This is a genomic window from Bacillus sp. C1 (genome assembly GCF_054570475.1).
In genome coordinates this window covers 259,874-282,999 of the sequence record NZ_JBTMZT010000003.1, presented here as the reverse complement: position 1 = coordinate 282,999, position 23,126 = coordinate 259,874, and the positions used below count along the sequence as shown (strand labels likewise).

The 23,126-nt window shown below is 35.9% G+C and carries 19 protein-coding genes and 2 other annotated features; of the genes, 15 read left to right on the top strand and 4 right to left on the bottom strand.

The window, feature by feature from the left end:
- Positions 1-107: 107 nt before the first annotated feature.
- The 7 genes from ACX5JI_RS12360 (at position 108) to ACX5JI_RS12330 (ending at position 9,890) form a co-directional block, all read left to right on the top strand.
- Positions 108-899, top strand: coding sequence for a polyphosphate kinase 2 family protein (locus ACX5JI_RS12360; protein ID WP_459501339.1), 792 nt, complete (start codon positions 108-110; stop codon positions 897-899).
- A 544-nt stretch (positions 900-1,443) separates the two neighbouring features.
- Complete coding sequence (gene hflX, locus ACX5JI_RS12355; protein WP_459501338.1) at positions 1,444-2,703, top strand: GTPase HflX; 1,260 nt, start codon at positions 1,444-1,446, stop codon at positions 2,701-2,703.
- 330 nt (positions 2,704-3,033) lie between these two features.
- Complete coding sequence (locus ACX5JI_RS12350; RefSeq protein WP_459501337.1) at positions 3,034-4,608, top strand: Vga family ABC-F type ribosomal protection protein; 1,575 nt, start codon at positions 3,034-3,036, stop codon at positions 4,606-4,608.
- A gap of 240 nt (positions 4,609-4,848) precedes the next feature.
- Positions 4,849-6,057 carry an MFS transporter gene (locus ACX5JI_RS12345; RefSeq protein WP_459501336.1) on the top strand — a complete coding sequence of 403 codons (1,209 nt, stop codon included), beginning with the start codon at positions 4,849-4,851 and terminating at the stop codon, positions 6,055-6,057.
- A gap of 15 nt (positions 6,058-6,072) precedes the next feature.
- Positions 6,073-6,990, top strand: coding sequence for a cysteine synthase A (gene cysK, locus ACX5JI_RS12340; protein ID WP_459501335.1), 918 nt, complete (start codon positions 6,073-6,075; stop codon positions 6,988-6,990).
- A 125-nt stretch (positions 6,991-7,115) separates the two neighbouring features.
- Positions 7,116-7,940 (top strand): DUF4037 domain-containing protein, encoded by an 825-nt coding sequence (locus tag ACX5JI_RS12335; protein ID WP_459501333.1) that lies wholly within the window; start codon positions 7,116-7,118, stop codon positions 7,938-7,940.
- An 89-nt stretch (positions 7,941-8,029) separates the two neighbouring features.
- Positions 8,030-8,251 (top strand) — a binding site (T-box leader).
- A 301-nt stretch (positions 8,252-8,552) separates the two neighbouring features.
- A complete protein-coding gene (locus tag ACX5JI_RS12330) occupies positions 8,553-9,890 on the top strand; it encodes a sodium-dependent transporter (RefSeq protein ID WP_459501332.1) in 1,338 nt (445 codons plus the stop codon).
- Positions 9,891-9,946: 56 nt separating this feature from the next.
- Here ACX5JI_RS12330 and ACX5JI_RS12325 read toward each other — a convergent pair whose 3' ends face one another.
- The gene (locus ACX5JI_RS12325; RefSeq protein WP_459501330.1) at positions 9,947-10,645 is read right to left on the bottom strand and encodes a polysaccharide deacetylase family protein; all 699 of its coding nucleotides are present in this window, start codon (positions 10,643-10,645) and stop codon (positions 9,947-9,949) included.
- A gap of 327 nt (positions 10,646-10,972) precedes the next feature.
- On the opposite strand from ACX5JI_RS12325, the gene ACX5JI_RS12320 reads away from it, so the two are divergent.
- From ACX5JI_RS12320 to speB, 3 genes are all read left to right on the top strand, one after another.
- Positions 10,973-11,236, top strand: a complete 264-nt coding sequence (locus ACX5JI_RS12320; protein ID WP_459501329.1) for a CD3324 family protein — start codon at positions 10,973-10,975, stop codon at positions 11,234-11,236.
- A 143-nt stretch (positions 11,237-11,379) separates the two neighbouring features.
- The gene (locus ACX5JI_RS12315; RefSeq protein ID WP_459501328.1) at positions 11,380-12,018 is read left to right on the top strand and encodes a FusB/FusC family EF-G-binding protein; all 639 of its coding nucleotides are present in this window, start codon (positions 11,380-11,382) and stop codon (positions 12,016-12,018) included.
- Between the two features lie 217 nt (positions 12,019-12,235).
- Entirely contained in the window at positions 12,236-13,180 is a 945-nt protein-coding gene (gene speB, locus ACX5JI_RS12310; protein WP_459501327.1) for an agmatinase, read from the top strand.
- Between the two features lie 72 nt (positions 13,181-13,252).
- Here speB and msrA read toward each other — a convergent pair whose 3' ends face one another.
- Complete coding sequence (msrA, locus tag ACX5JI_RS12305; protein WP_459501326.1) at positions 13,253-13,792, bottom strand: peptide-methionine (S)-S-oxide reductase MsrA; 540 nt, start codon at positions 13,790-13,792, stop codon at positions 13,253-13,255.
- Positions 13,793-14,274: 482 nt separating this feature from the next.
- Positions 14,275-14,520, top strand: a binding site (T-box leader).
- A 106-nt stretch (positions 14,521-14,626) separates the two neighbouring features.
- Between msrA and ilvD the strand changes: the two genes are divergently transcribed.
- Positions 14,627-16,300 (top strand): dihydroxy-acid dehydratase, encoded by a 1,674-nt coding sequence (gene ilvD, locus ACX5JI_RS12300; RefSeq protein ID WP_459501325.1) that lies wholly within the window; start codon positions 14,627-14,629, stop codon positions 16,298-16,300.
- Positions 16,301-16,333: 33 nt separating this feature from the next.
- On the top strand, positions 16,334-17,596 hold the full coding sequence (ilvA, locus tag ACX5JI_RS12295; RefSeq protein ID WP_459501324.1) for a threonine ammonia-lyase IlvA: 1,263 nt from the start codon (positions 16,334-16,336) through the stop codon (positions 17,594-17,596).
- Between the two features lie 40 nt (positions 17,597-17,636).
- Here ilvA and ACX5JI_RS12290 read toward each other — a convergent pair whose 3' ends face one another.
- Positions 17,637-18,707 (bottom strand): CapA family protein, encoded by a 1,071-nt coding sequence (locus ACX5JI_RS12290; protein ID WP_459501323.1) that lies wholly within the window; start codon positions 18,705-18,707, stop codon positions 17,637-17,639.
- Between the two features lie 400 nt (positions 18,708-19,107).
- Here ACX5JI_RS12290 and ACX5JI_RS12285 point away from each other — a divergent pair, with 400 nt between their 5' ends.
- From ACX5JI_RS12285 to ACX5JI_RS12275, 3 genes are all read left to right on the top strand, one after another.
- Positions 19,108-19,821, top strand: coding sequence for a DUF554 domain-containing protein (locus ACX5JI_RS12285; protein ID WP_459501322.1), 714 nt, complete (start codon positions 19,108-19,110; stop codon positions 19,819-19,821).
- A gap of 57 nt (positions 19,822-19,878) precedes the next feature.
- Positions 19,879-20,748, top strand: a complete 870-nt coding sequence (locus ACX5JI_RS12280; RefSeq protein WP_459501321.1) for a GNAT family N-acetyltransferase — start codon at positions 19,879-19,881, stop codon at positions 20,746-20,748.
- A 184-nt stretch (positions 20,749-20,932) separates the two neighbouring features.
- Positions 20,933-22,147, top strand: a complete 1,215-nt coding sequence (locus ACX5JI_RS12275; protein WP_459501320.1) for a multidrug efflux MFS transporter — start codon at positions 20,933-20,935, stop codon at positions 22,145-22,147.
- Positions 22,148-22,227: 80 nt separating this feature from the next.
- On the opposite strand, the gene ACX5JI_RS12270 is transcribed toward ACX5JI_RS12275, so the two are convergent.
- A complete protein-coding gene (locus ACX5JI_RS12270; RefSeq protein WP_459501319.1) occupies positions 22,228-22,989 on the bottom strand; it encodes a DODA-type extradiol aromatic ring-opening family dioxygenase in 762 nt (253 codons plus the stop codon).
- Positions 22,990-23,126: the final 137 nt, after the last annotated feature.

Sequence of the window (23,126 nt, the reverse complement as noted above, 5' to 3'; positions counted from 1 at the left end):
TAATTGTACAACAATTTTTAGTTTTACTAGTGTTATTTTTGAATAAAATAAAAAATAATGAAAATTATGTTAAAATAGAATTAGTATAGGAAAAGGAGGATTATTTTATGACAAAAGATCGTCTTGTCCGAGTAGATTTAACAAAAAGAATGGAATCAAAATCAAAGTATAATAAGAAACTTGAAAAATATCAAAAGCGTTTATTGGCACTGCAGCAAATGTTACAAAAAGAAAAAATAGCCGTTATTATGGCGATGGAAGGTTGGGATGCGGCTGGAAAAGGGGGAGCAATTAAACGGATTACGGAGCACCTTGATCCGCGTGGGTTCCAAGTGAATCCAATTGGTGCGCCTGCTCCTCATGAACAACGTTATCATTATTTGCAACGTTTTTGGCGGAAAATTCCCCAGTATGGTCAAATTACTATTTTTGATCGCTCTTGGTACGGTCGTGTCTTGGTTGAGCGTGTAGAGGGATTTGCTACAAAAGAAGAATGGACGAGAGCGTACGATGAGATCAATGATTTTGAAAAACAGTTAACAGATGATCATTATATAGTAGCAAAATTCTTCTATCATATTAGTAAAGATGAACAGTTGGAACGTTTTAAAGATCGGGAGAAAAATCCTTTGAAGAGATGGAAAATTACAGATGAAGATTGGCGCAATCGTGAAAAATGGGATGAATACGCCATAGCAATGGAAGACATGTTTGAGAAAACAGATAAGCCGAATACAAGATGGAACATTATCGCTAGTAACGATAAATTGTATGCGCGTGTGCAAACGTTGAAAGTGATTATTTCGTTAATTGAGGATTATTTTGTAGAGCATGGAATAGAATTTCCATCCTATTATCATGAAATGAAAGAGGAGAACGAACAAGTGCAAGAAGTATAAACCATTAAATTTTCAAGGGGATGGACGCTATTCACAATAGGAAGTATAAATAAAAAATGAAGAATGCATGAGAAAATTAGTGATTTGGTTTACGTCCATAATTGAAGTTTATTCTTGTGAAACTGGCATAGTTATGCTAAAATTTATGTAACTTTTAATGAACGGAGGGGTCTCCTTTGATCTTAATCAGATTACGTCTCAATACTTTGTGCCGATAATTGAATAGCGCTCAAAGGCTCTGTCTGTGTGCAGAGTGAACGGGATTGGTCTGCCTATTTTAAAGGAACCCTTTATTGAACTGATATGTGAAAAGAGGGAGGGACGAATACACCCTCTTTTTGTTTTGCCTTTATAATAGAATGATGTGATATATGTGTATGCTTTTTAGGGATACGTATATCATTTGTGACGTATTGACCATGTAGCAATTTGGAAGCAATGATGCTTTCTTTTGTTTATTTGTAGTACGCTCATCCGTTTACGAAAAACACAGGCAGTGACCTGTGTTTTTTATTTTGCGTAATCGAAATGGAGGAATCAATATATGGAAGAACTAGTACAAAAAGCGATAGTAGTTGGAGTTAATTTAAATAATGAAAGTGATTTTGAATATTCAATGGAGGAGTTAACAAATCTTGCGGAAGCTTGTGATGTGGAAGTTATAGGGCAAGTTACGCAAAATTTACACCGCGTAAATCCATCACATTATATTGGGAAAGGAAAAATTGAAGAAGTGGCGGCTTTTGTGAAGGAAGCTGATGCGAATATGGTTATTTTTAATGATGAATTATCACCTTCACAAATTCGAAATTTAGAAGCGGACTTAGATTGTAAAGTCATTGATCGTACGATTTTGATTTTAGACATTTTTGCGCAACGTGCGAAGACGAAAGAAGCACAGCTGCAAGTTGAAGTAGCGCACCTGCAATATATGATGCCACGTTTAATTGGTCTTCGTGAATCTTTAGGGAGACAGAGCGGCGGCGTTGGTACGAAAAATAAAGGTGTCGGCGAGAAGAAATTAGAACTAGACCGTCGTAAAATTGAAGAGCAAATTGCGGTGTTAAATAAAGAGTTAGAAGCACTTGTTGCGCAGCGTCAAACGCAGCGAAAGCAACGTAAGAAAAACGAAATTCCTGTTGTTTCATTAGTAGGATATACAAATGCGGGTAAATCTACAATTATGAATACGATGCTTGAAATCTTTAACGGTTCTACTGAGAAACAAGTATTTGAAAAGGATATGTTATTTGCGACGCTGGAAACATCAGTGCGCAATATTGAACTGCCAGATAACAAATCATTTTTATTAACTGATACTGTTGGTTTTGTGAGTAAATTACCGCATCACCTTGTGAAAGCGTTCCGTTCAACATTAGAAGAAGTGGCGGAAGCAGATTTATTGATTCATGTGGTCGATTATGCAAATCCTAATTATGAACAATTAATTGAAATTACAAATGAAACATTAAAGAAAATTGGTGTTGAAAATATTCCTACGATTTATGCGTATAATAAATCAGATATGATGGATGTTGAAATTCCCAAAGTGCAGGATAATCGTGTGTATGTATCAGCAAAACAACAAATTGGGATTGAAGAGCTTGTAGGCATGATTCGTTCACACATTTACAAAGAGTATACAAAGTGCGAAATGCTCATTCCTTATGACCAAGGGCAAGTTGTATCCTATTTCAATGATCACGCACATGTTGTATCTACGAGTTATGAAAATGAAGGTACGAAAATTTCTCTTGAATGTAAGACGAGTGATTTTGAAAAGTATAAGCGTTTTGTTATTTAAAACGAAAATATTCTGGTTTTATTTGGAATTTTCAGTTATACTAAAAGTAGTGTTAATAAAATTGAAAGAACGGAAGGGTGACCCAATTACATGAAGTACTAATCCTATTTACGAAAGCAAATAATTGAAGGTTTTTTAGCAGACGATCACGTTGTTATTTGTGATGCCTTCAATTTGCGTTTTTCAGAATAGGATTGGCTTTCTATAGTTGGCTCTAAAAGGGATAGTCTCTTTTGGTGTACACCTATATAATGCTTTATGCCTCCTATTCTGAATGGATATAGGGGGCATTTTTTTGTCTCCTACACTTGATAAAAAGGAGATGTTACTATGTTTTTATTAGAAGCTAATCATATAAAGTACTATGTACAGGATCGTTTGTTGCTAGATGTGGAGCACCTGCAGATTCATCAAAATGCTCGAATTGGGTTAGTTGGGAGAAATGGAAGTGGAAAAACGACGTTACTTCAAATTCTAGCTGAAAAAATTTCTCCAGAAGAAGGAAAAGTAGTCCAACATACTCGTTGTGAACTTTTACCGCAGCTGAAACGAACAGATACAACAAAAAGTGGTGGTGAAGTGACGCAAGAATATATTCAAAAAGCTCTTATGAAAGATCCAGAGCTTTTATTTGCAGATGAACCGACGACCAACCTTGATACGGAGCATATTGAATGGTTGGAGAAAAAACTGAATATGTGGCAAGGAGCATTTATCATTATTTCACATGACCGCGCATTTTTAGATGCTCTTTGTACAACGATATGGGAATTGGATGAAGGAAAGATAAAAGAGTATACAGGTAACTATAGCGATTATATAAAGCAAAAGGAAGTAGAGTTAAGTCAAGAACAACTAGCATATGAAAAGTATGAAAAAAAGAAAAAACAGTTGGAAGATGCCTTAAAGTTAAAAGAGAAAAAAGCGGAAAGAGCAACAAAGACTCCGAAAAAGGTGAGTAGGTCAGAAGCGAGCATCACAGGGGCAAAGCCATACTTTGCAAAGAAACAAAAGAAATTACAAAAAACTGCAAAGGCTATGGAAACGAGATTAGAAAAGCTTGAAAAAGTAGAGAAAGTAAAAGAGATCCCAGCGCTTAAGATGGATTTACCGAATGCAGAAACATTTAAAAATCGAATTATTCTTCGAGTAAGTGACGTAGCAGGAAAAGTTGATAAACGTGTACTTTGGAACAAAGTAAGTTTTCATATTCGGGGCGGGGAGAAATTAGCAATTATCGGTTCAAATGGGAGCGGAAAGACGACACTTGTAAAAAAAATCATGAATCAAGAGTATGGCATTAAGCTTTCTCCCGCTGTAAAGGTTGGCTATTTTAGTCAAAATTTAAATATATTAGATACGGAAAAATCCATTATCGAAAATGTCCAGTCTTCTTCAAAGCAGGATGAAACACTGATTCGAACTGTGCTTGCAAGGATGCATTTCTTTAGAGATGATGTGTATAAACTTGTGGGAGTTTTAAGCGGCGGTGAACGAGTGAAAGTAGCATTAACAAAGCTATTTTTAAGCGATATTAATACGTTAGTTTTAGATGAACCGACGAACTTTCTTGATATGAAAGCTGTTGAAGCGTTAGAGTCACTTTTAAAAGAGTACGAAGGAAGTGTAATCTTTGTTTCACATGATCGCCGGTTCATTGAAAATATTGCTACAAAAATTTTAACAATTCATGATCAAGAGATTAAGTTATTTGATGGCACTTATCAGCAATATAAAGTAGATCAAGTACAACAAACCCGAGATATGAAGCAAGATAAACGCCTCTTACTTGAAACAAAATTATCAGAAGTAGTAAGCCGCTTAAGTATTGAACCGTCAGCAGAATTAGAAAGGGAATTTCAAGAGCTGTTAAAAGAAAAGAGAGCTTTGGATATGGCTGAATAATTTTGAACAGTATGTAAAGAGAAAAAGTACATCACGATTCATTGCGTGATGTACTTTTTATATAAGGAGATCAGTGTGTATAAGTTTCTTTTTATATTACTTTGAAATTGAAGTTGAGTTACTGGAAAAAGAGATAAAACCATTATAAAATAGGAAATGTTTCAAAAATCAGAAATTATTACAGTAAGTGTACTGTTAATAAGTTGTATTTTCGGTTTTTAAGGAAGGAGAGAGTGAAATATGCAGGCAGTTTCACAGGAAAATAAAATAGCCTCACCGACGATTTATCGCATTTTATTCGCGATTAGTTTCGGTCATTTTTTAAATGACTCGATGCAGGCTGTTGTACCAGCGCTATTCCCTATTTTGGAAAAGTCGATGAATTTGTCCTATATGCAAGTCGGATGGATTGCATTTGCACTGAACATGACGTCATCGATTATGCAGCCGGTATTTGGGATGTATTCAGATAAGAAACCGTCACCGTTTTTACTACCACTAGGTATGTTTTCAAGTATGCTTGGGATGATTGGGCTTGCGTTCGCACCAAACTTTATTATCGTTATTATTTCTGTTCTATTTATTGGATTAGGATCAGCGGTCTTCCATCCTGAAGGAGCGCGCGTTGCTTATATGGCAGCTGGTGCGAAGCGTGGTTTGGCACAGTCGATTTATCAAGTAGGAGGAAATACTGGGAATTCTCTTGCACCCATTTTTACAGCGTTAATTTTTGTGCCGTTTGGGCAAATTGGATCACTGGGATTCACAGCTTTTGCAGTAGTAGGTATTGTGCTATTAATATTTGTTTCAAACTGGTACAAAAATGAGTTAGTAAATGGTGCAGTGCGAAGAAAGAAACGAGCTGCACTTGAGGCTGAGAATGCAATTGTTAGTACGCATATTAAATTTGTAATTGTTCTTCTTGTTTTCTTAACTTTTGTTCGTTCTTGGTATGGAGCTGGAATTGGGAATTTCTATCAGTTTTATTTAATCGAACATTACGGTTTGTCTATTAAAAATGCGCAGTACTTCGTATTTGCATTTATGATAGCTGGGGTGCTTGGGACATTCTTTGGTGGACCCTTGGCCGACCGATTTGGTAAGAAAAATATTATCGTATTTTCAATGCTAGGTTCTGCACCCCTTGCACTTTTATTACCGCATGTTTCTCTAGCGTGGGTTGTTCCATTATTTTTATGTATTGGTTTTATTAGTTCAAGTAGCTTTAGTGTCATTGTGGTATATGCACAAGAACTCGTTCCTGGAAAAGTTGGGATGGTGTCAGGCTTAATTGTAGGACTTGCGTTTGGTCTTGGAGCATTAGGAGCCGTTGTTCTTGGGAAATTAGCAGATGTGTATAGCTTACAATTTATTATGGTAGTATGTAGTTGTTTACCATTAATTGGGTTGACGTCATGTTTACTGCCAAGCGATCGAAAATTACAATAGAATAGGAGACACGCTATGAAACGATGTCACAATGTTACAGAATTAATTGGAGAGACACCAGTCGTACGATTATCAAAATTTGTTCCAGCAGATGCAGCTGATGTATATGTGAAATTAGAAATGTTTAATCCGTCTCGTAGTGTGAAAGACCGCGCTGCGTACAATTTAATTCATATGGCAGAAGAGCAAGGTCTCATTAATCCAGGTGATACGATTATTGAACCAACGAGTGGAAATACGGGAATTGGCTTAGCGATGAATGCGGCTGCGAAAGGGTATAAAGCGATTTTAATTATGCCAGATAATATGTCAAAGGAACGGATTAACTTACTTAAGGCATACGGGGCAGAAGTTGTTTTGACGCCAGCAGAACAAAGGATGCCAGGAGCAATCGCAAAAGCGGTAGAACTGCAAAAGAAAATTCCAAATAGTTTTATTCCGCAGCAATTTGAAAACCCAGCAAACCCGAATATTCATCGCTATACAACAGCTCTTGAAATTTATGAACAAATGGATGGAGAGTTAGATGCCTTTGTAGCAACTGCTGGAACTGGTGGAACGATTACAGGGACAGGGGAAACATTGAAGGAGAAACTACCAAATTTATATATTGCAGTAGTTGAACCGAAAGGATCTCCTGTGTTATCTGGCGGGGTGCCGGGGCCTCATAAGTTAGTAGGAACAAGCCCAGGGTTTATTCCGAAAAACTTAAATACGGAAATATATAATGAAATCATTCAAATCGCGGATGAGGAAGCACTTAGTACAATGAGAAATCTAGCAAAACAAGAAGGGATATTAGTAGGACCATCTTCAGGTGCTTCAGTCTATGCTGCAATCATGATAGCAAAACGATTAGGCGCTGGAAAGAAAGTGTTATGTATTGCGCCTGATACCGGAGAGCGTTACTTGAGTATGGGGTTGTTTGAATAATATATTTAAAAGAGAGGATATTGTACATGCTCTCTTTCTGTATTGCGAAAGGTAAAGTAGGGTTTAATATAGAAATAGATAAATATAGGCAAAGAGGAAGAGAGTTGTTTTAGGGAGGAAATGGAATGCAGTTAATAGATAAAGCAATAGCAATGGCAGCGATTTATAAGGAGAATCCAAAAATAGAAGCGGTTATTTTAGCAGGATCTGTAGCAAGGAATTTACAAGATGAACATTCAGATATTGAATTACATATTTTATGGTCATCATCGCCAACAGATAATGATCGTCAACATCCGATTACAAGTATTGGTGGAACAATTTTGTCATATCATCCTTACGAGGAGGAAGAATGGTCAGAAACATATTTGACGACAGAAGGGATTAAACTAGAAATTAGTAACTTTTTAACGAAAACAGTTGAACAGTTTATTTCTGATGTAGTAGATAAATATGAGACGGATTATGAGAAACAATGCATCGTATCATCAGTTCATGATGGTGTGAGTTTATATGGGGAAATGAAAATAAATCAGCTAAAGGATAGAGTTACAGAATATCCGGAAGAATTGGCGAAACGAATGGTTACGGAAAACCTTTGGTTAAGCAATCGCTGGCATAATCGTGAGGCGCTTTTGAAACGGAAAGATTGGCTTATGCTTTATGATGTTATTTGTGAAGTGCAAAGAGATATATTCGGTGTTTTGTTTGGCTTAAATAAACTGTATGTGCATCACCCGGCTTTTAAGTGGATGTTTTATAATATTGAACGTATGAAAGTGAAGCCTGAAAACTTGTATGAGCGCTTAACGGATACGTTATTAGGAAATCCTGAGTATAGTGTGAAAGAATTAGAATTGTTAATTCAAGAAGTAGCACATTTAGTTCACATATATGTTCCAAAATTAAATATTGATGAACAACAAAAGCTTATTCAGTATGTAAAGTAGACAGAATAATATACATAAATATTCAAAAAATAAGTTGACACTATTTTTAATGTATGATAAAAATGATAGTAATCAATTCGGAAAATAATATTTGGGCAATGAAAGGGTAAAGTAGTGAAAATCTCCCTATATCAGAGAGCTGATGGTTGGTGTGAATCAGTATATAGATTATTCATGAAGTTCGTCCTGGAGCATCTTTCATAAATCTTGTAATGAGGAAATGAAAGACGGTAGTGTATACCGTTATCAAATAAAGTGGTGAAGAATTTTTTCATAACTAGGGTGGTACCGCGATATATATCGTCCCTACGTATTTACGTAGGGGCGTTTTTTATTTTGGTGTTATTCTTGCTATATCTTTATAACTAGGGTGGTACCGCGATATTTTATCGTCCCTACGTATTTGCGTAGGGGCATTTTTTATTTTGGTAGTTTCCTAGTATTCTTCACAACTAGGGTGGTACCGCGATATTTTTATCGTCCCTACGTATTTGCGTAGGGACGATTTTTATTTTTGAAAGGAAGTGGTTGTATTAGAAAGGGCAACTGATAGAACAATACGAGTAGGAATGACGTGTAATAAAAAAGCGAGAGAAGAGAGGAGATAGAAAAATGGATTCACAGCAATGGACATCGAAATTAGGTTTCGTTTTAGCCGCAGCAGGTTCAGCAATTGGTCTTGGTGCAATTTGGAAGTTTCCGTACATGGCCGGTATTGGAGGGGGCGGTGCGTTCTTTCTTATTTTCATCGGTTTTACTTTATTAATTGGTTTACCTTTATTATTAGCGGAATTTGTAATTGGGAGAAGTACGCAAAAAGAGGCTGTTGATGCGTATAGAGAAATCGCTCCTAAAACATTATGGCCATGGGTTGGTAAATTAGGAATTGTAACATGTTTTATATTACTTTCTTTCTACAGCGTTGTAGGCGGTTGGATTTTATTATATTTATGGAATGCAGTTACAGGTAGATTATGGGAAGGGAATGGCGCATACGAAGCAACATTTGGTGAAATCATTTCTAATCCATATTTAGCAGTTGGTTCGCAGCTATTATTTATTCTTATTACTATTTTTATCGTAAGTAAAGGCGTGCAAAACGGTGTTGAAAAAGTAAATAAATACTTTATGCCAGCACTATTCGTTTTATTCTTTGTGTTAATTGTTCGTGCACTTACATTAGATGGAGCAGGGGAAGGTGTTCGCTTCTTTTTACAACCAGATTTTTCGCATGTAACATCTGAAATTGTTTTATATGCGATGGGACAATCTTTCTTCTCGTTATCTGTCGGTGTAGCCGTAATGGTCACGTATAGCTCGTATTTGCCGAAAGAAGAAAGTTTACCACGTTCGGCGTTTTCAATTGTTGCTTTGACACTCGTTATTACATTGCTTGCTGGACTAGCAATTTTCCCAGTTGTATTCGCATTTGGCATGGAACCGTCTCAAGGACCAGGGTTATTGTTTATTGTATTACCAGCTATTTTCAGTAAAATGGCATTCGGAAAACTATTTTTCATTGTTTTCTTATTACTATTTTTCTTCGCTACTGTAACATCAGCAATTTCTATGTTAGAAATTAGCGTCGCTTCTTTAACAACAAAAGGTAAAGGGAAGCGTGAGAAGATGGCACTGATTGTTGGTCTACTCATTTTTGTTGTTGGGATTCCATCGGCATTATCATTCGGTATGTTAAGTGACGTAAAACTATTTGGGAAAACAGTCTTCGATTTCGCAGACTTTGCGGTAAGTAACGTACTTATGCCGCTTGGCGTATTATTGGTTGCAATCTTCGTTCCGTTAAAAATGAAGAAGGATGTATTAATGAAAGAACTGGGTGTAAGTGAAAACAAAGGGTATAAACTATTTGTTTTATGGCTCTGTTTACTTCGTTATGTAGCACCAATCGCAATTATTATTGTATTTTTAGATGTAATTGGAATTATATAGAAAGAGAAAAAAGGATCTAGTATATTAGATCCTTTTTTTGAATGGATAATTTAAAATTATTTTTTCTGCAATTCATTTACTGTAACAAATTGATACCCTTTTTTAGATAAAGAGTCTAAAATACCTTCAAGAGTCTGTAAATACTTTTCAGAATCATCATACATGGAATGTAATAAGATGATAGATCCAGGTTTTACATTTTTATTTACATAGTTTACTTTGTCAGAAGGCGAAGTGTAATACGTATCAGGTTCCAGATCCCATGTAATGGTTTCAATGTGATGTTTGTTTAAATAATAAGGTAAACCAATTAGTTTCTTTCCGTTAGGTGGTCGAAAATCAATTTGGTCTGGATACCCTGTTTTACGAATAAGTGCATTCGTCTTTTCAATTTCATCTTTAATAAAAGAAGGTGTTTTGAGAACCATTCGGTTATGAGAGTACGTATGATTTCCAAGCTGATGTCCAGACTGTACGATTGTTTGTCCGATTTGTAAGTTTTTCTCTAATTCATTTCCAATCACAAAAAAAGTAGCTTTCGCATTATATTTCTGTAAAAGTGGTAATATTTGTTCTACATTTTTTGTAGGCCCATCATCAAAGGTTAGTGCTACAACCTTTTGCTGTGTTTCTACTCGATTTGTTAATTCACCAAATAATTGATACGACCGTGAATTCATGAGTTTATAAGCTCCAAAGAGTAGAAGGAAAAGAGTAATTAGTATAATCATTGCTGTAATAATTCTTTGTTTCATAAAACGACCTCACAATATCTTTAATTCCAATTCGTATTATAGCATAACGAATAAATTGCTGCTTGTTTCAGAATAATCAGGATGCAAGAAAGAAAAAGTTGTCATATAATAAAAATCAAAAGGTATATTAGGAGGTGTTCATATGGCGATTACAATACAATTGCCAGACACTGCAGCGTCTCATGCAAAGCCAAGTATGGAAATGGCGATACTTTGCGTGAGGTAGACAAGTAATATACAATCGCCAAAATGAGTTCGTATCATTTTTCTATATTTGGCTTTGCACCTTATTGAAATGAACCATAAAAAAATAAGGAGCGAGCAGAAATGGGATACGTAAAAGCAGCGACGGTTTTACCAGAAAGCTTAATTATAGAAATCCAAAAATATGTGCAAGGTGAAACAATCTATATTCCAAAACAAGAAACGGCACATGATAAATGGGGTACACGATCTGGTGGAAGAAAGCAAATCGATATGCGGAATAGAGAAATCAAATATGCTTTTAAAAATGGGATTTCCATTCACCAATTAGCAGAGGAGTATTTCCTTTCTATAGAAACGATAAAAAAAATCGTGTATTCAAAATAAAAAATAAAAAGCACTGATTATTCGATTAGAAATAATCAGTGCTTTTTATGTATACTTTGTTTATGAATCGTTTTCGGTATTTTATCAAATCAGTGTATTGTATACAATAAAAAGAGATTAACAATTTGTATGGAGTGATAACAATGGAAGCATTTATTAGAAGTGATCAATATAATTTTATAAAATCACAAACACATATTTTAGTGAATGGACATGCGACGGCGAATGATAGGGGGGTTATTGCTGCCCTAAAATCTCTTGCGATAGAAAAAGTATTACATGTTTTTGAAAATCTATCTAGTGAACAAAAAGAATTAATAGATACGATTTTGACGGTTGAAAATAGAGAGGATGCGGAAGCATTTTTATTCAAGTTAAACCCATATGTCATTCCGTTTCAGGAAATTACACTACAGACGTTAAAAAAATTATTTCCGAAGGCTAAAAAACTGAAGCTTCCTGAAATGGGAGATATGAATATGAAAGAAACGTCTTATTTAGGCTGGATTGATAAAGGAACAAGCAGAAAGTTTATTATAGCGAGAAATGGTAATAAGTTTGTTGGCTTACAAGGAACGTTTCAAAGTATAAATAAAAAAAGCATTTGTGCATTGTGCCATGGTCATGAAGAAGTAGGGATGTTTCTAGTTGAAATAAAAGGAGATGTGCCGGGTACTTTTGTTAAAAAAGGAAATTATATTTGCAAAGATAGTATAGCGTGTAATCAAAATATGAAATCGCTTGATAAGCTCTATGATTTTATTAAGAGATTGAAAAAGTAACTTATAGTTGAAGTGATAAATATAGAAAACAAAAGGGACGAATGTTTTTCGTCTTTTTTTATGCGTTATCGCATGAGTTATTCAAACTTGCATAAGTGAAAAAGGGATAAGGAGAGACAGGAATCGCTTTTTAGTATGGCACGGTTTTTGCGTTGTAATAAAAGAAAAGGGAAGTTTCTTTTATGTGAAAATCATGTTGATAAAGGGGAAATAAGGAATGAAATATCCACTAACGCCAGATGTAAAACCAGAATTTTGTACGACAGGTACATTTATGAGATTACCATCAAGTAATGAGCAAGCAAAAATTGCTATTTTAGGAATGCCTTTTGATACCGCTGCTTCGTTTCGCGTTGGTGCGCGTTTTGCTCCGCAAGCGATTCGGCAAGCATCCATGACGTTGTTTCCTTATCATCCAACTCATCATGTATACCCATTCGATGACACAAATGCAATTGATATTGGAGATGTTTCTGTTATCCCGCATAATATTCACCGTAGCTATGATTTAATTGAAGAAGCTGTTTTTGGATTAATGAAGCAAGGAATCATTCCAATAGGCCTCGGAGGAGATCACTCTGTTACATTAGCAAGTCTGCGTGCAGCAGCGAAAGTTCATGGACCTGTAGCGATGATTCATTTTGATTCGCACACAGATACATGGGATACGTATTATGAGGAAAAATATTGGCACGGTTCGCCGTTTATACGTGCACATGAGGAAGGATTATTACAACCGGATAAAGTATTCCAAATTGGAATTCGTGGAACATTGAATCATCCTGGTGATATAGAAGCTAGTCATGACTTAGGATATAACGTCATTACAACAGCTGAATTATGCGATCGTGGTTTTGAAAGTGTTCTTCAGCAAATGCGAGAAACGATTGGTGATACACCATGTTTCTTAACATTTGATATTGATTTTGTCGATCCATCTTGTGCGCCTGGTACAGGAACGATAGAAGTTGGGGGATTTAACAGTCGCGAGACATTAAATATGGTACGTTCTCTGAGTGGTTTTAATTATATAGGCTTTGATTTGGTAGAAGTATTGCCACCGTATGATCAAGCTCAAATTACTTCTCTTTTAGCCGCTACACTTGTACATGATTTTGCTAGTTTAATTGCTTTGCAGTTGAAAAATGAAGTGAATAAGTAAGGTGTTAATGATTATACTGAAATATAAAAAAGGCCTATGAAATAATTTTTCATAGGCCTTAAAGATGTTCATTTATTCCTTCTGTTTCCAATTTTCCTTAATGAAATCTTCCCGGCCAGATTCTTTCCGCTCTTGATCATATTTCTCAGGATTTTTTTTATAAAAATGTTGATGGTATTCTTCCGCTTCATAAAAAGGAGCGGCTGGACGAACCTCTGTTACGATTGGATCTTTAAACATACCACTTTCTGCTATTGCTAGCTTTGATTTTTCAGCTAGTTCTTTTTGCGTTTCATTATGATAAAAAATTGCGGTGCGATAGGATGGACCGCGGTCAAAAAATTGTCCGCCATCATCAGTTGGATCAATTTGTGGCCAATATAAATCTAGTAATTTTTGATACGGAAAAATAGAAGGAGCGAATGTAATTTGAACGACTTCTAAATGTCCAGATGTTCCAGTCTTTACTTGTTCATATGTTGGGTTTGGGATGTGGCCACCCGCATAACCAGAGACGACTTTTTGAATGCCTGGAAGTTCATCAAATGGTTTTACCATGCACCAAAAGCAGCCGCCTGCAAAGGTTGCGAGTTCGTATGTTTTTTCTGTCATTGCTGTAATCCTCCTAAATAGATATGTTTTATCTAGTATTATATAAATTGTTTTATTGCGCAATAAAAAAGATTTAAAACTATATGTTTTTTGAAGTAAGAATCACCGCTAACATGAATGATTCCGTAGCTTGCTCCAGTAACTCATGTAACGTTAATAAGTTTAAATCATAATGTAACTAAAATTTGAATGTTAATTTTCAAAAAACTTATTGACAACGAAAAGAACAAAGTCCTATAATACGTGTAATAACTTCTTGTTAATTAAGAATTTTCTGATTTTTATATATAAATCCATTTTGATTTTTCGACACATAACCCGCTGCTAGGAAGAACAAAAAGTGAACTACACTCATTTTCTCTCTTTGGTTTAACTTGGCATGGGGCAGGAAGAGGGGCTGACCGCTTCTAGGCATGGCCGGATGCTCTCTCCCACCTAAAAAGAATGGTTTTATGTTATTTTTCAATTTATTTTTATATACGGTATATGCAAAGAAGAGGAAAGTAGATGATTATGAAAGTTTCAGAGAGCTACCTCTTGGCTGGGAGGGTGGCAACGATCGAATCATTGAAGATCACCTTGGAGCATCGCTTGCGAAAGGGAAACTGAGTAGAGAGCGGCGGTATCGTCTCCGGTACATGGACGATGGTCTGACAGGACCTACAGAGCTTATATTTCGTGAGAAGTATAAGGAAGCTGAGTGGTAACGCGGAACTCTCGCCTCAGCAATCAAAGCTACTATGATGTAGTAATTGATTGTTGGGGCGAGAGTTTTTATTTTAGAAAATATTAGACGATGAATAAGGAAAAATGAATAGGAAAGGATTTGGAAAAATGAGAAGTGACATGATTAAAAAGGGATTTGATAAAGCGCCACACCGTAGTTTATTAAAAGCTACAGGTTTAAAGGATGAGGATTTTGATAAGCCGTTTGTAGCGATTTGTAATTCTTTTATCGAAATTATTCCAGGACATAAACATTTAAATGAATTTGGACGTCTTGTAAAAGAAGCAGTACGTGCAGCGGGAATGGTTCCGTTTGAGTTTAATACAATTGGGGTAGATGACGGGATTGCGATGGGGCATATCGGTATGCGTTATTCGCTCCCAAGCCGCGAAATCATTGCTGATTCGGTGGAAACAGTAGTAAATGCACATTGGTTTGATGGGATGATTTGTATTCCAAACTGTGACAAAATCACACCGGGGATGATGATGGCAGCATTACGTGTTAACATTCCGACTGTATTTGTTTCAGGCGGACCGATGGCAGCTGGAAAAACATCAAAAGGTGATGTAGTCGACTTAAGCTCTGTCTTTGAAGGAGTAGGAGCTTATCAATCTGGGAAGATTTCAGAAGAGGAATTAAAGGACATTGAAGATCATGGTTGTCCATCTTGTGGTTCTTGTTCAGGTATGTTTACTGCAAATTCAATGAACTGTTTGTGCGAAGTATTAGGCCTTGCGCTTCCTGGAAACGGTAGTATTTTAGCAACAGATTCAAGGCGTGAGAAACTCATTAAGCAAGCAGCTGAGAAATTAAAAGTGTTAATTGAACGGGATATTAAACCTCGTGATATTGTGACAGAAGAAGCAATTGATGATGCTTTTGCGCTAGATATGGCGATGGGAGGATCAACCAATACAGTATTACATACACTAGCAATTGCGCAGGAAGCAGGGCTTGATTATGATATGAACCGAATTGATGCCATTTCAAGGCGCGTTCCCCATTTATGTAAAGTGAGTCCAGCTTCTAATTGGCATATGGAAGATATCGATCGTGCAGGTGGCATTAGTGCTATTTTAAAAGAGTTAAGTCGAAAAGAAGGCATACTCCATCTGGACCGTATGACAGCGACTGGACAGACACTACGAGAAAATATTGCTCATGCAGAAATTCAGGATAAAGAAGTTATCCATTCTCTTGAAAATCCTCATAGTGAAGAAGGGGGATTGCGTATATTAAAAGGAAACCTAGCCAAAGATGGTGCTGTTATTAAAAGTGGTGCAACAGAAGTAAAACGTTTTGAAGGACCATGTGTTATTTTTGAATCGCAAGATGAAGCACTTGCGGGAATTATGTTAGGTAAAGTAAAAAAAGGAGATGTTGTTGTGATTCGTTATGAAGGGCCAAGAGGTGGACCCGGTATGCCGGAAATGTTAGCTCCAACCTCAGCGATTGCAGGGATGGGATTAGGTGCAGATGTTGCACTATTAACGGATGGCCGGTTTTCAGGCGCATCACGGGGCATTTCGGTAGGGCATATTTCACCAGAGGCTGCTGCTGGCGGGGAGATCGCTCTTCTAGAACACGGTGATATTGTATGTATTGATGTAGAAGAGCGTTTACTTGAGGTGAGAGTAAGTGATGAAGAATTAGAAAAACGCCGAAAAGAATGGAAAAAACCAGAGTTGAAAGTAAAGACAGGGTGGCTTGGGCGTTATGCACAAATGGTAACATCGGCGAACACAGGTGCAGTATTGAAAATGCAAAATTTTAATTAAATTTATATAAAAAGAGATGAGGAATGATACGAGATGGTGCAAAATGTAAGGGAGAGAGTGAAAATTGAAGATATCCTTGTCGCTCATAATCATATGAAGGATATCGTCAATAAAACACCGCTTCAGCGGGATTCGATTTTATCTGAGAAGTATGAATGTGATGTATATGTAAAGCGGGAAGATTTACAAGTGATTCGTTCGTTCAAAATTCGTGGTGCCTACAATTTAATTCACAGTTTGTCAAAAGAGCAATTACAAAATGGGGTTGTGTGTGCGAGTGCTGGTAATCATGCACAAGGGGTTGCATACACGTGTAGACTACTGAATATTCACTCTAAAATTTTCATGCCAACAACAACACCTAAGCAAAAAGTATCGCAAGTACAATTCTTTGGAGGTGTTTATGCGGAGATTGTGTTAGTTGGAGATACATTTGATAGCTCTTTCCAAGAAGCACAGCGCTATTGTGAGGAAAATAGGATGACGTTTGTTCATCCATTTGATGATCCATATGTAATCGCAGGTCAAGGGACAGTCGCTGTTGAAATATTACATGATATGGAGAAACCTGTTGACTATGTTTTCACGGCAATTGGTGGAGGCGGCTTAGCATCAGGTATTGGTACATATGTAAAAGGAGTAAGTCCTGGAACAAAAGTAATCGGTGTAGAACCGAAGGGAGCGGCATCGATGAAAGAAGCTTTTTTACAAAATAAAAACGTCGCTCTAGAAAAAATCGATAGTTTTGTCGATGGGGCGGCAGTAAAAAAAGTTGGAAAATTAACTTTTGAAACTTGTAAGGAAGTACTGGATGATATTGTGTTAATTCCTGAGGGGAAAATTTGTACAACAATTTTAGAGTTGTATAAGAAACATGCGATTGTTGCGGAGCCAGCTGGTGCCCTTTCTATTGCAGCACTTGACTTTTATAAAGATGAAATTAAAGGGAAAACTGTTGTTTGTACGTTAAGTGGTGGCAACAACGATATTGATAGAATGCAAGAAATGAAAGAACGTTCTCTTATTTATGAAGGGTTAAAACATTATTTTATCATTGAATTTCCGCAGCGCTCAGGGGCGTTGCGAGAATTTCTTGATCAAGGTTTAGGACCAGAGGACGACATCACTCGTTTTGAGTATATTAAAAAACACAATAAAGAAAATGGGCCTGCACTTGTTGGGGTGGAGCTTAAACATAAAGAAGATTATGAAGCGTTGATTACTCGTTTTCAAGAAAATAATATTCAATTTATGGAGCTAAACAAAAATCCTGTTCTGTTTGATTTGCTAATCTAATAGACAAAAAGGAAGCTTTTCATTAAAAAGCTTCCTTTTTTTAACTTTGTTTGTTTTTAATGATTCCAGTCTCATCAATTTCTACATTAGTTGAAATGGTTTGTAAATATTGTAATGTTTTTTTCTTTTCCTCAGGAGTGGCTGGTGAAATTTGATCATTACGCATGATATAAGGGTTAAATGACATTTGTACATTTTTTCCTTTAAAGGTAAGGGTTAATATACCTGTTTCAGCACCTTTTCCTTTTACATAGTTAGGGAATAAGAAGTTTCCTAACGAATAAGCGACAGGGACGTTGTTATAGTATTCAAATCCTTGTAATCTTGGTGGATGACTTCCAACAATCGCGTCAGCACCAGCCTCGACGATTTTCGGTACATATTGTTTTTGATAGTCTACAGGTCTATTTGATTTTTCAACACCCCAATGCATATACACAATGAGATAATCAGCGTTTTTCTTTTGTTCTTGAATTGTTTTTGTTACTAGATTGATATCATATCCATTTGCAACACCTGGCTTATCTTTCTCTGCTATCCAAGTAAAATTAGGCATAAAGCGTACAAAGGACAGAAATTTAACCTTTTTACCCTTTACAGTGATTTCTTTTGCAGTATATGCATCAGTTTCATTTTTACCGGCGCCAATATAAGGGAGCTTTAGTTTTTCGACATAAGATATCGTATCTAGCAGCCCATCTTGTCCATAATCAAGTGTATGGTTGTTACCGATATTTACAATATCGTATCCTGTATCTTTAATCGCTTGCAATGTTGAAGGGTCGCTTTTAATCCAAAATGGTTGCCCAGAGATTTTTTTCTCACGGGTTGTAAAGGCGGATTCTAAGTTGATAAAGGAAATATCAGCTTTTGTTATTTCATCTTTTACATGTTGGAATGGATAACCAGCTCCGTTTTTTTGAATAACCGGGCGTAATTGCCGATCAAACATTGTATCACCAGAGAAAGTAAGTGTAATTTCAGGATCTTCTTTTTTCTTTTCTACTCCGGTTGTGGTTTTGTTTTTTGATGTAAAGGAATTATTTACCAATAAAACAATCGGTGTAATAAGAATTACTATTAAAATAAATCGTTTAAATAAAGTTGTCATAACTATCTTTCCTTTTTGATTTTTATCCTGTTTTCTCTACCTAAAAATTTAATAAGCAAAGAAGATTGGTGAGAACGAATAATTAGCAAGAGAGGAAGCTCTACTAATTAAAGTGTATATAATATGTAACAAAAGTAGTAAACGCCCAGGAGTCTATGGATGCTAGAAATGGTATGTATGGTATGTATGGTGAGCGGAGACTATCAAAGATTATGAAAATGACTGAAGTATGCATCTCATAATCTTGCAATATTACGGTAACATGAAACGATGAAAAAATACAATACATAAGTCAATTTTACTTATGTAGTTTTGAAAATCCCGTTAAAACTTTTGTGTTTTGTTGTATGGTAGATATAAAAATTAAAAAATAATGATTGAAGAGGATGGAGAAGGAATAATGGTTATATTAGGAGCAGTAGTGAATGGGATTTGTATCATAATTGGTACTATATTAGGTAAATTATTGAGCAATATTCCAGAAAGTATGAAGGGGACAGTTATGCATACAATCGGTTTAGCTGTTACTGTGCTTGGCCTTCAAATGGGATTGAAAAGTGAAAACTTTCTTGTTGTAATTATCAGTCTTGTCATTGGCGCAGTGGTTGGAGAATGGTTAAAGCTTGAAGAAAAGTTAAAAAGTTTAGGAGATTGGTTAGAAAAAAAGGTGGGTTCAAAAGGGGAAGGTAGTATCTCTATCGGATTTGTAACAGCTACATTAATTTTTGCTATCGGAGCAATGGGGATACTTGGAGCTTTAGATAGCGGTATTCGTGGAAATCATGATGTGCTATTTACAAAAGCAATTATTGATGGGTTCATTTCGCTTATTTTAACGACAACGCTCGGAATTGGTGTACTATTTTCAGCAATACCAGTTTTGTTATATGAGGGAAGTATTGCAATTTTCGCGACGCAAATTAATGGCTTTGTACCAGAGGGGCTAATGAACCAGTTTATCGTTGAAATGACTGCAACTGGCGGGATTATGATTTTTGCAATCGGATTAAATTTGCTTGGTGTTATTAAAATTAAAGTGGCAAACTTATTGCCAGGGATACTTGTAGTTGGAATAATTGTGTCTATTATGTATGGATATAATTTGTATGTTTAATTAGGTTAAATAGCTCAAAACGGTATTGAAACAGTTACTATAAAAAGGAGACTACATATGCGAGAATTCCAGTTCACAAAACGAGTACATAGAATGTTTCAAATTGCAAGCAAAGAATGTAAAGAGAATGAGGATATCATTCGCCCGTTAGATTTATTTATTGGAGCGTATAAAGAAGGAACGGGTGTTTGTAGTGAGTTATATATGTATTTATTTCATAATATCGGGATAGATTTTGTAACGAAATTTGTACAATTACAACAGACGGGATTTCGAGATAGAAGATATATAGAAGTACAGGGATATAAAGTGTCTTATCAGACGATGGAAGTATTACATGTAGCTAAACGTAAGATGGAAAGATTTAATCAAATATATGTGAATGAAGGACATATTTTAAGCGTGATCCTTCAGCAAGATGAGACAATTGCAAGTCTAATAGACGAAGGTATGAAACAAAGTATTTTACAGATTGTTTCAGTACCAAGAGATATGATTGTAAATTTGAATAGTTATGAAATACCAGCAAGTACGAAATACGCCGTTTGCCATGTTAGACGAGCTGTTCAATCTGATTTAGAAGAACTTCTGCAATTTGTTATGTTTGAATTTGGGGAAAGATGGGTTAAAACCGTGAATAAAGGTTTTCAAGAATATAAAGAACTGCCAATTTATATCGCGAAGCAAAATGAAAAGATGAGTGGTTTTGCTTGTTATGATATTGTAAGAGGAAAAAAAGGACTGTTTGGACCAATGGGAATTGCAAAAAATAATCGTGTAAAAGGTATGGGAAAAGAACTATTACATCGATGCTTGGCTGAAATGAAGCAAATTGGTTATGAATATGCAGTGATTGGTCAAGCAGGTCCGATTGAATTTTATGAAAGAATGTGTAATGCGCAGTTAATTCCTAATATAAAGCGGTAAATGGAATAAAATGCATAATTAATGGGAGCATGATCCTTATTGATTATGCATTTTATTATTTTACTAATAAGCTTCCTCCTTAAAATGAAGCGAAGATGGAGGAACTCAATTTGTTTAAAATCATATTACTAAACTTTTTTGAAGGAAGGGTGTAGAATGGGTATTTAAGAAAGAAGGTGCAAAAATGGCCAGCTGGAAAAGAAATTTAATGATTTGTTGGCTTGGTTGTTTTACTACTGCCGCGGGTATGAGTTTAGTCATACCGTTCTTATCCTTTTATATTGAGGATTTAGGAGTAACGGGGACATCTGAAATTGCACAGTGGTCAGGAATCGCGTTCGGTGTAACGTTTCTAATGGGTGCAATTGTATCACCAATATGGGGGAAACTCGGTGATATACATGGCCGGAAATTGATGCTGATTCGTGCGAGTCTTGGTATGGCAATTATTATGACGCTGATGGGATTTGTGACAAATGTATATCAATTAGTCGCACTTCGTTTTTTAATGGGGGCAGTGTCAGGTTTTCTTTCGACTGCAGTGACATTTATTGCAGCAGAAACACCGAAAGAACATTCAGGTTGGGCGATTTCTACTATATCAACAGGTGGTGTAAGTGGTTCATTACTTGGACCCATGCTCGGTGGGTATTTAACTGAATTAATTGGAATGCGTCACGTATTTTTAGTTACGGGTGCTTTTTTATTTCTTTCATTTTTAATTGTTTTTTTCTTCTTACACGAATCGAATCGATCTGTTCAAGCGAGAAAAGAGCAACCAAATAAAGTATGGATGATGGTTCCAGCAAAACATTTTGTTATGAGCTTGTTTGTAGCAACTTTTATGATTCAGCTTGCCAATATGTCAATACAGCCTATTATTACGTTATATGTAAAACATTTGGCGGGTCCCCATACAGATCATATTGAGATGATTGCAGGAGCAGTCATGTCTGCGACAGGTTTAGCAGTCGTTTTAGCAGCTCCTAAACTAGGAAGATTATCAGATCATATTGGACCTCAAAAAACTTTAGTTGTAGCATTGTTCGTTGCAGGAATTGTTTTTATCCCACAAGCATTTGTAACGGCTGCATGGCAATTATTAATATTACGTTTTCTATTAGGAATTGCACAAGCGGGATTGTTACCTTCCGTACAAACTCTACTGAAACAGCATACACCACATCATGTAACTGGACGTATCTTTGGTTATAATCAATCCTTTCAGTTTTTAGGAAATATGATTGGACCAGTACTCGGTGGCCAAATTGCCGCACATGCCGGATTTCAATATGTATTTCTCTCTACATCATTGCTTTTATTCATAGCTTGTATTTGGGTATATTTTAATAGTAAAAGCGCGGAATTATCAGAAAAAGAGCATTTGGAAGTTAGTTAACTATATGAAATATGTAGGTTGTGAATATTGAATAAAAAGGATGGAGCGAACGGCGCTTCATCCTTTTTATTTTAAATCAATTAAAACTGAAAGCAAAGATAGCTTAATGTTCCAAGTTCATAACTACGGTGAATTACTTTCCCAGCAGTATTCCCGCTCCCCATCGCAATGAAAAGAGGGACAAAATGCTCTGCTCTTGGAACGGCTAAATGTGCATGAGGAGCAGCGGTTTCCCAATTGAACAAGGAATCTCTATCGCCATTTTGCATATGGTTTATAATCCAATCATCAAACTCGACAGCCCATTGTTCAGGTGTTGTTTGATCCCATTTGAGTGCACGTAAATTATGCACAGTAACACCGCTGCCGATTACTAAAATATCCTCTTGTCCAAGCTCACTAATTGCTTGTCCAATTTCATATTGTTCTTTTGCAGAAAGGAATGGATTTACGGATATTTGAACGACAGGTATATTAGCTTTTGGATACATACGATGTAATAATGTCCATGAACCGTGATCTAATCCTCGCGTTGTATTTTTGTGAACTGGAATTTCTTTATTTTTAAATTTTGTTTCGAGCATCGTTGCAATAGCTGAAGAGCCTTTTGCTTTATATTGTATTTCGTATAATTCGGGAGGGAAACCGCCGAAGTCATAAATTGTTTCATATTCATCATCAGAAGATGAAATGGTTAATACTTCACTTTCCCAGTGTGCTGTAAAAATAACAATCGCTTTCGGTTTATATGTGTCTCCAAGCGTTTTTAAAAAACGTGTATAGTCTGTATCTTGAATAGCAAGCATTGGCGAACCGTGTGCTAAAAATAATGATGGCATCATAGGTGAAACCCCCTTAAATATATTAATTACTTTATGTAAGTAACTATATAATTTTATTTAATTTTCGTCAAGAAAATTATTTGATGAATACAAAATACCGTGTTTGTCATAACTGAAGCAATTGCATATAATACATA

Bases quoted from the DNA above. Each gene is read 5' to 3' on its own strand.
- ACX5JI_RS12360 (WP_459501339.1), top strand. From the start codon at position 108: ATGACAAAAGATCGTCTTGTCCGAGTAGATTTAACAAAAAGAATGGAA.
- hflX (WP_459501338.1), top strand. From the start codon at position 1,444: ATGGAAGAACTAGTACAAAAAGCGATAGTAGTTGGAGTTAATTTAAAT.
- ACX5JI_RS12350 (WP_459501337.1), top strand. From the start codon at position 3,034: ATGTTTTTATTAGAAGCTAATCATATAAAGTACTATGTACAGGATCGT.
- ACX5JI_RS12345 (WP_459501336.1), top strand. From the start codon at position 4,849: ATGCAGGCAGTTTCACAGGAAAATAAAATAGCCTCACCGACGATTTAT.
- cysK (WP_459501335.1), top strand. From the start codon at position 6,073: ATGAAACGATGTCACAATGTTACAGAATTAATTGGAGAGACACCAGTC.
- ACX5JI_RS12335 (WP_459501333.1), top strand. From the start codon at position 7,116: ATGCAGTTAATAGATAAAGCAATAGCAATGGCAGCGATTTATAAGGAG.
- ACX5JI_RS12330 (WP_459501332.1), top strand. From the start codon at position 8,553: ATGGATTCACAGCAATGGACATCGAAATTAGGTTTCGTTTTAGCCGCA.
- ACX5JI_RS12325 (WP_459501330.1), bottom strand. From the start codon at position 10,645: ATGAAACAAAGAATTATTACAGCAATGATTATACTAATTACTCTTTTC.
- ACX5JI_RS12320 (WP_459501329.1), top strand. From the start codon at position 10,973: ATGGGATACGTAAAAGCAGCGACGGTTTTACCAGAAAGCTTAATTATA.
- ACX5JI_RS12315 (WP_459501328.1), top strand. From the start codon at position 11,380: ATGGAAGCATTTATTAGAAGTGATCAATATAATTTTATAAAATCACAA.
- speB (WP_459501327.1), top strand. From the start codon at position 12,236: ATGAAATATCCACTAACGCCAGATGTAAAACCAGAATTTTGTACGACA.
- msrA (WP_459501326.1), bottom strand. From the start codon at position 13,792: ATGACAGAAAAAACATACGAACTCGCAACCTTTGCAGGCGGCTGCTTT.
- ilvD (WP_459501325.1), top strand. From the start codon at position 14,627: ATGAGAAGTGACATGATTAAAAAGGGATTTGATAAAGCGCCACACCGT.
- ilvA (WP_459501324.1), top strand. From the start codon at position 16,334: ATGGTGCAAAATGTAAGGGAGAGAGTGAAAATTGAAGATATCCTTGTC.
- ACX5JI_RS12290 (WP_459501323.1), bottom strand. From the start codon at position 18,707: ATGACAACTTTATTTAAACGATTTATTTTAATAGTAATTCTTATTACA.
- ACX5JI_RS12285 (WP_459501322.1), top strand. From the start codon at position 19,108: ATGGTTATATTAGGAGCAGTAGTGAATGGGATTTGTATCATAATTGGT.
- ACX5JI_RS12280 (WP_459501321.1), top strand. From the start codon at position 19,879: ATGCGAGAATTCCAGTTCACAAAACGAGTACATAGAATGTTTCAAATT.
- ACX5JI_RS12275 (WP_459501320.1), top strand. From the start codon at position 20,933: ATGGCCAGCTGGAAAAGAAATTTAATGATTTGTTGGCTTGGTTGTTTT.
- ACX5JI_RS12270 (WP_459501319.1), bottom strand. From the start codon at position 22,989: ATGATGCCATCATTATTTTTAGCACACGGTTCGCCAATGCTTGCTATT.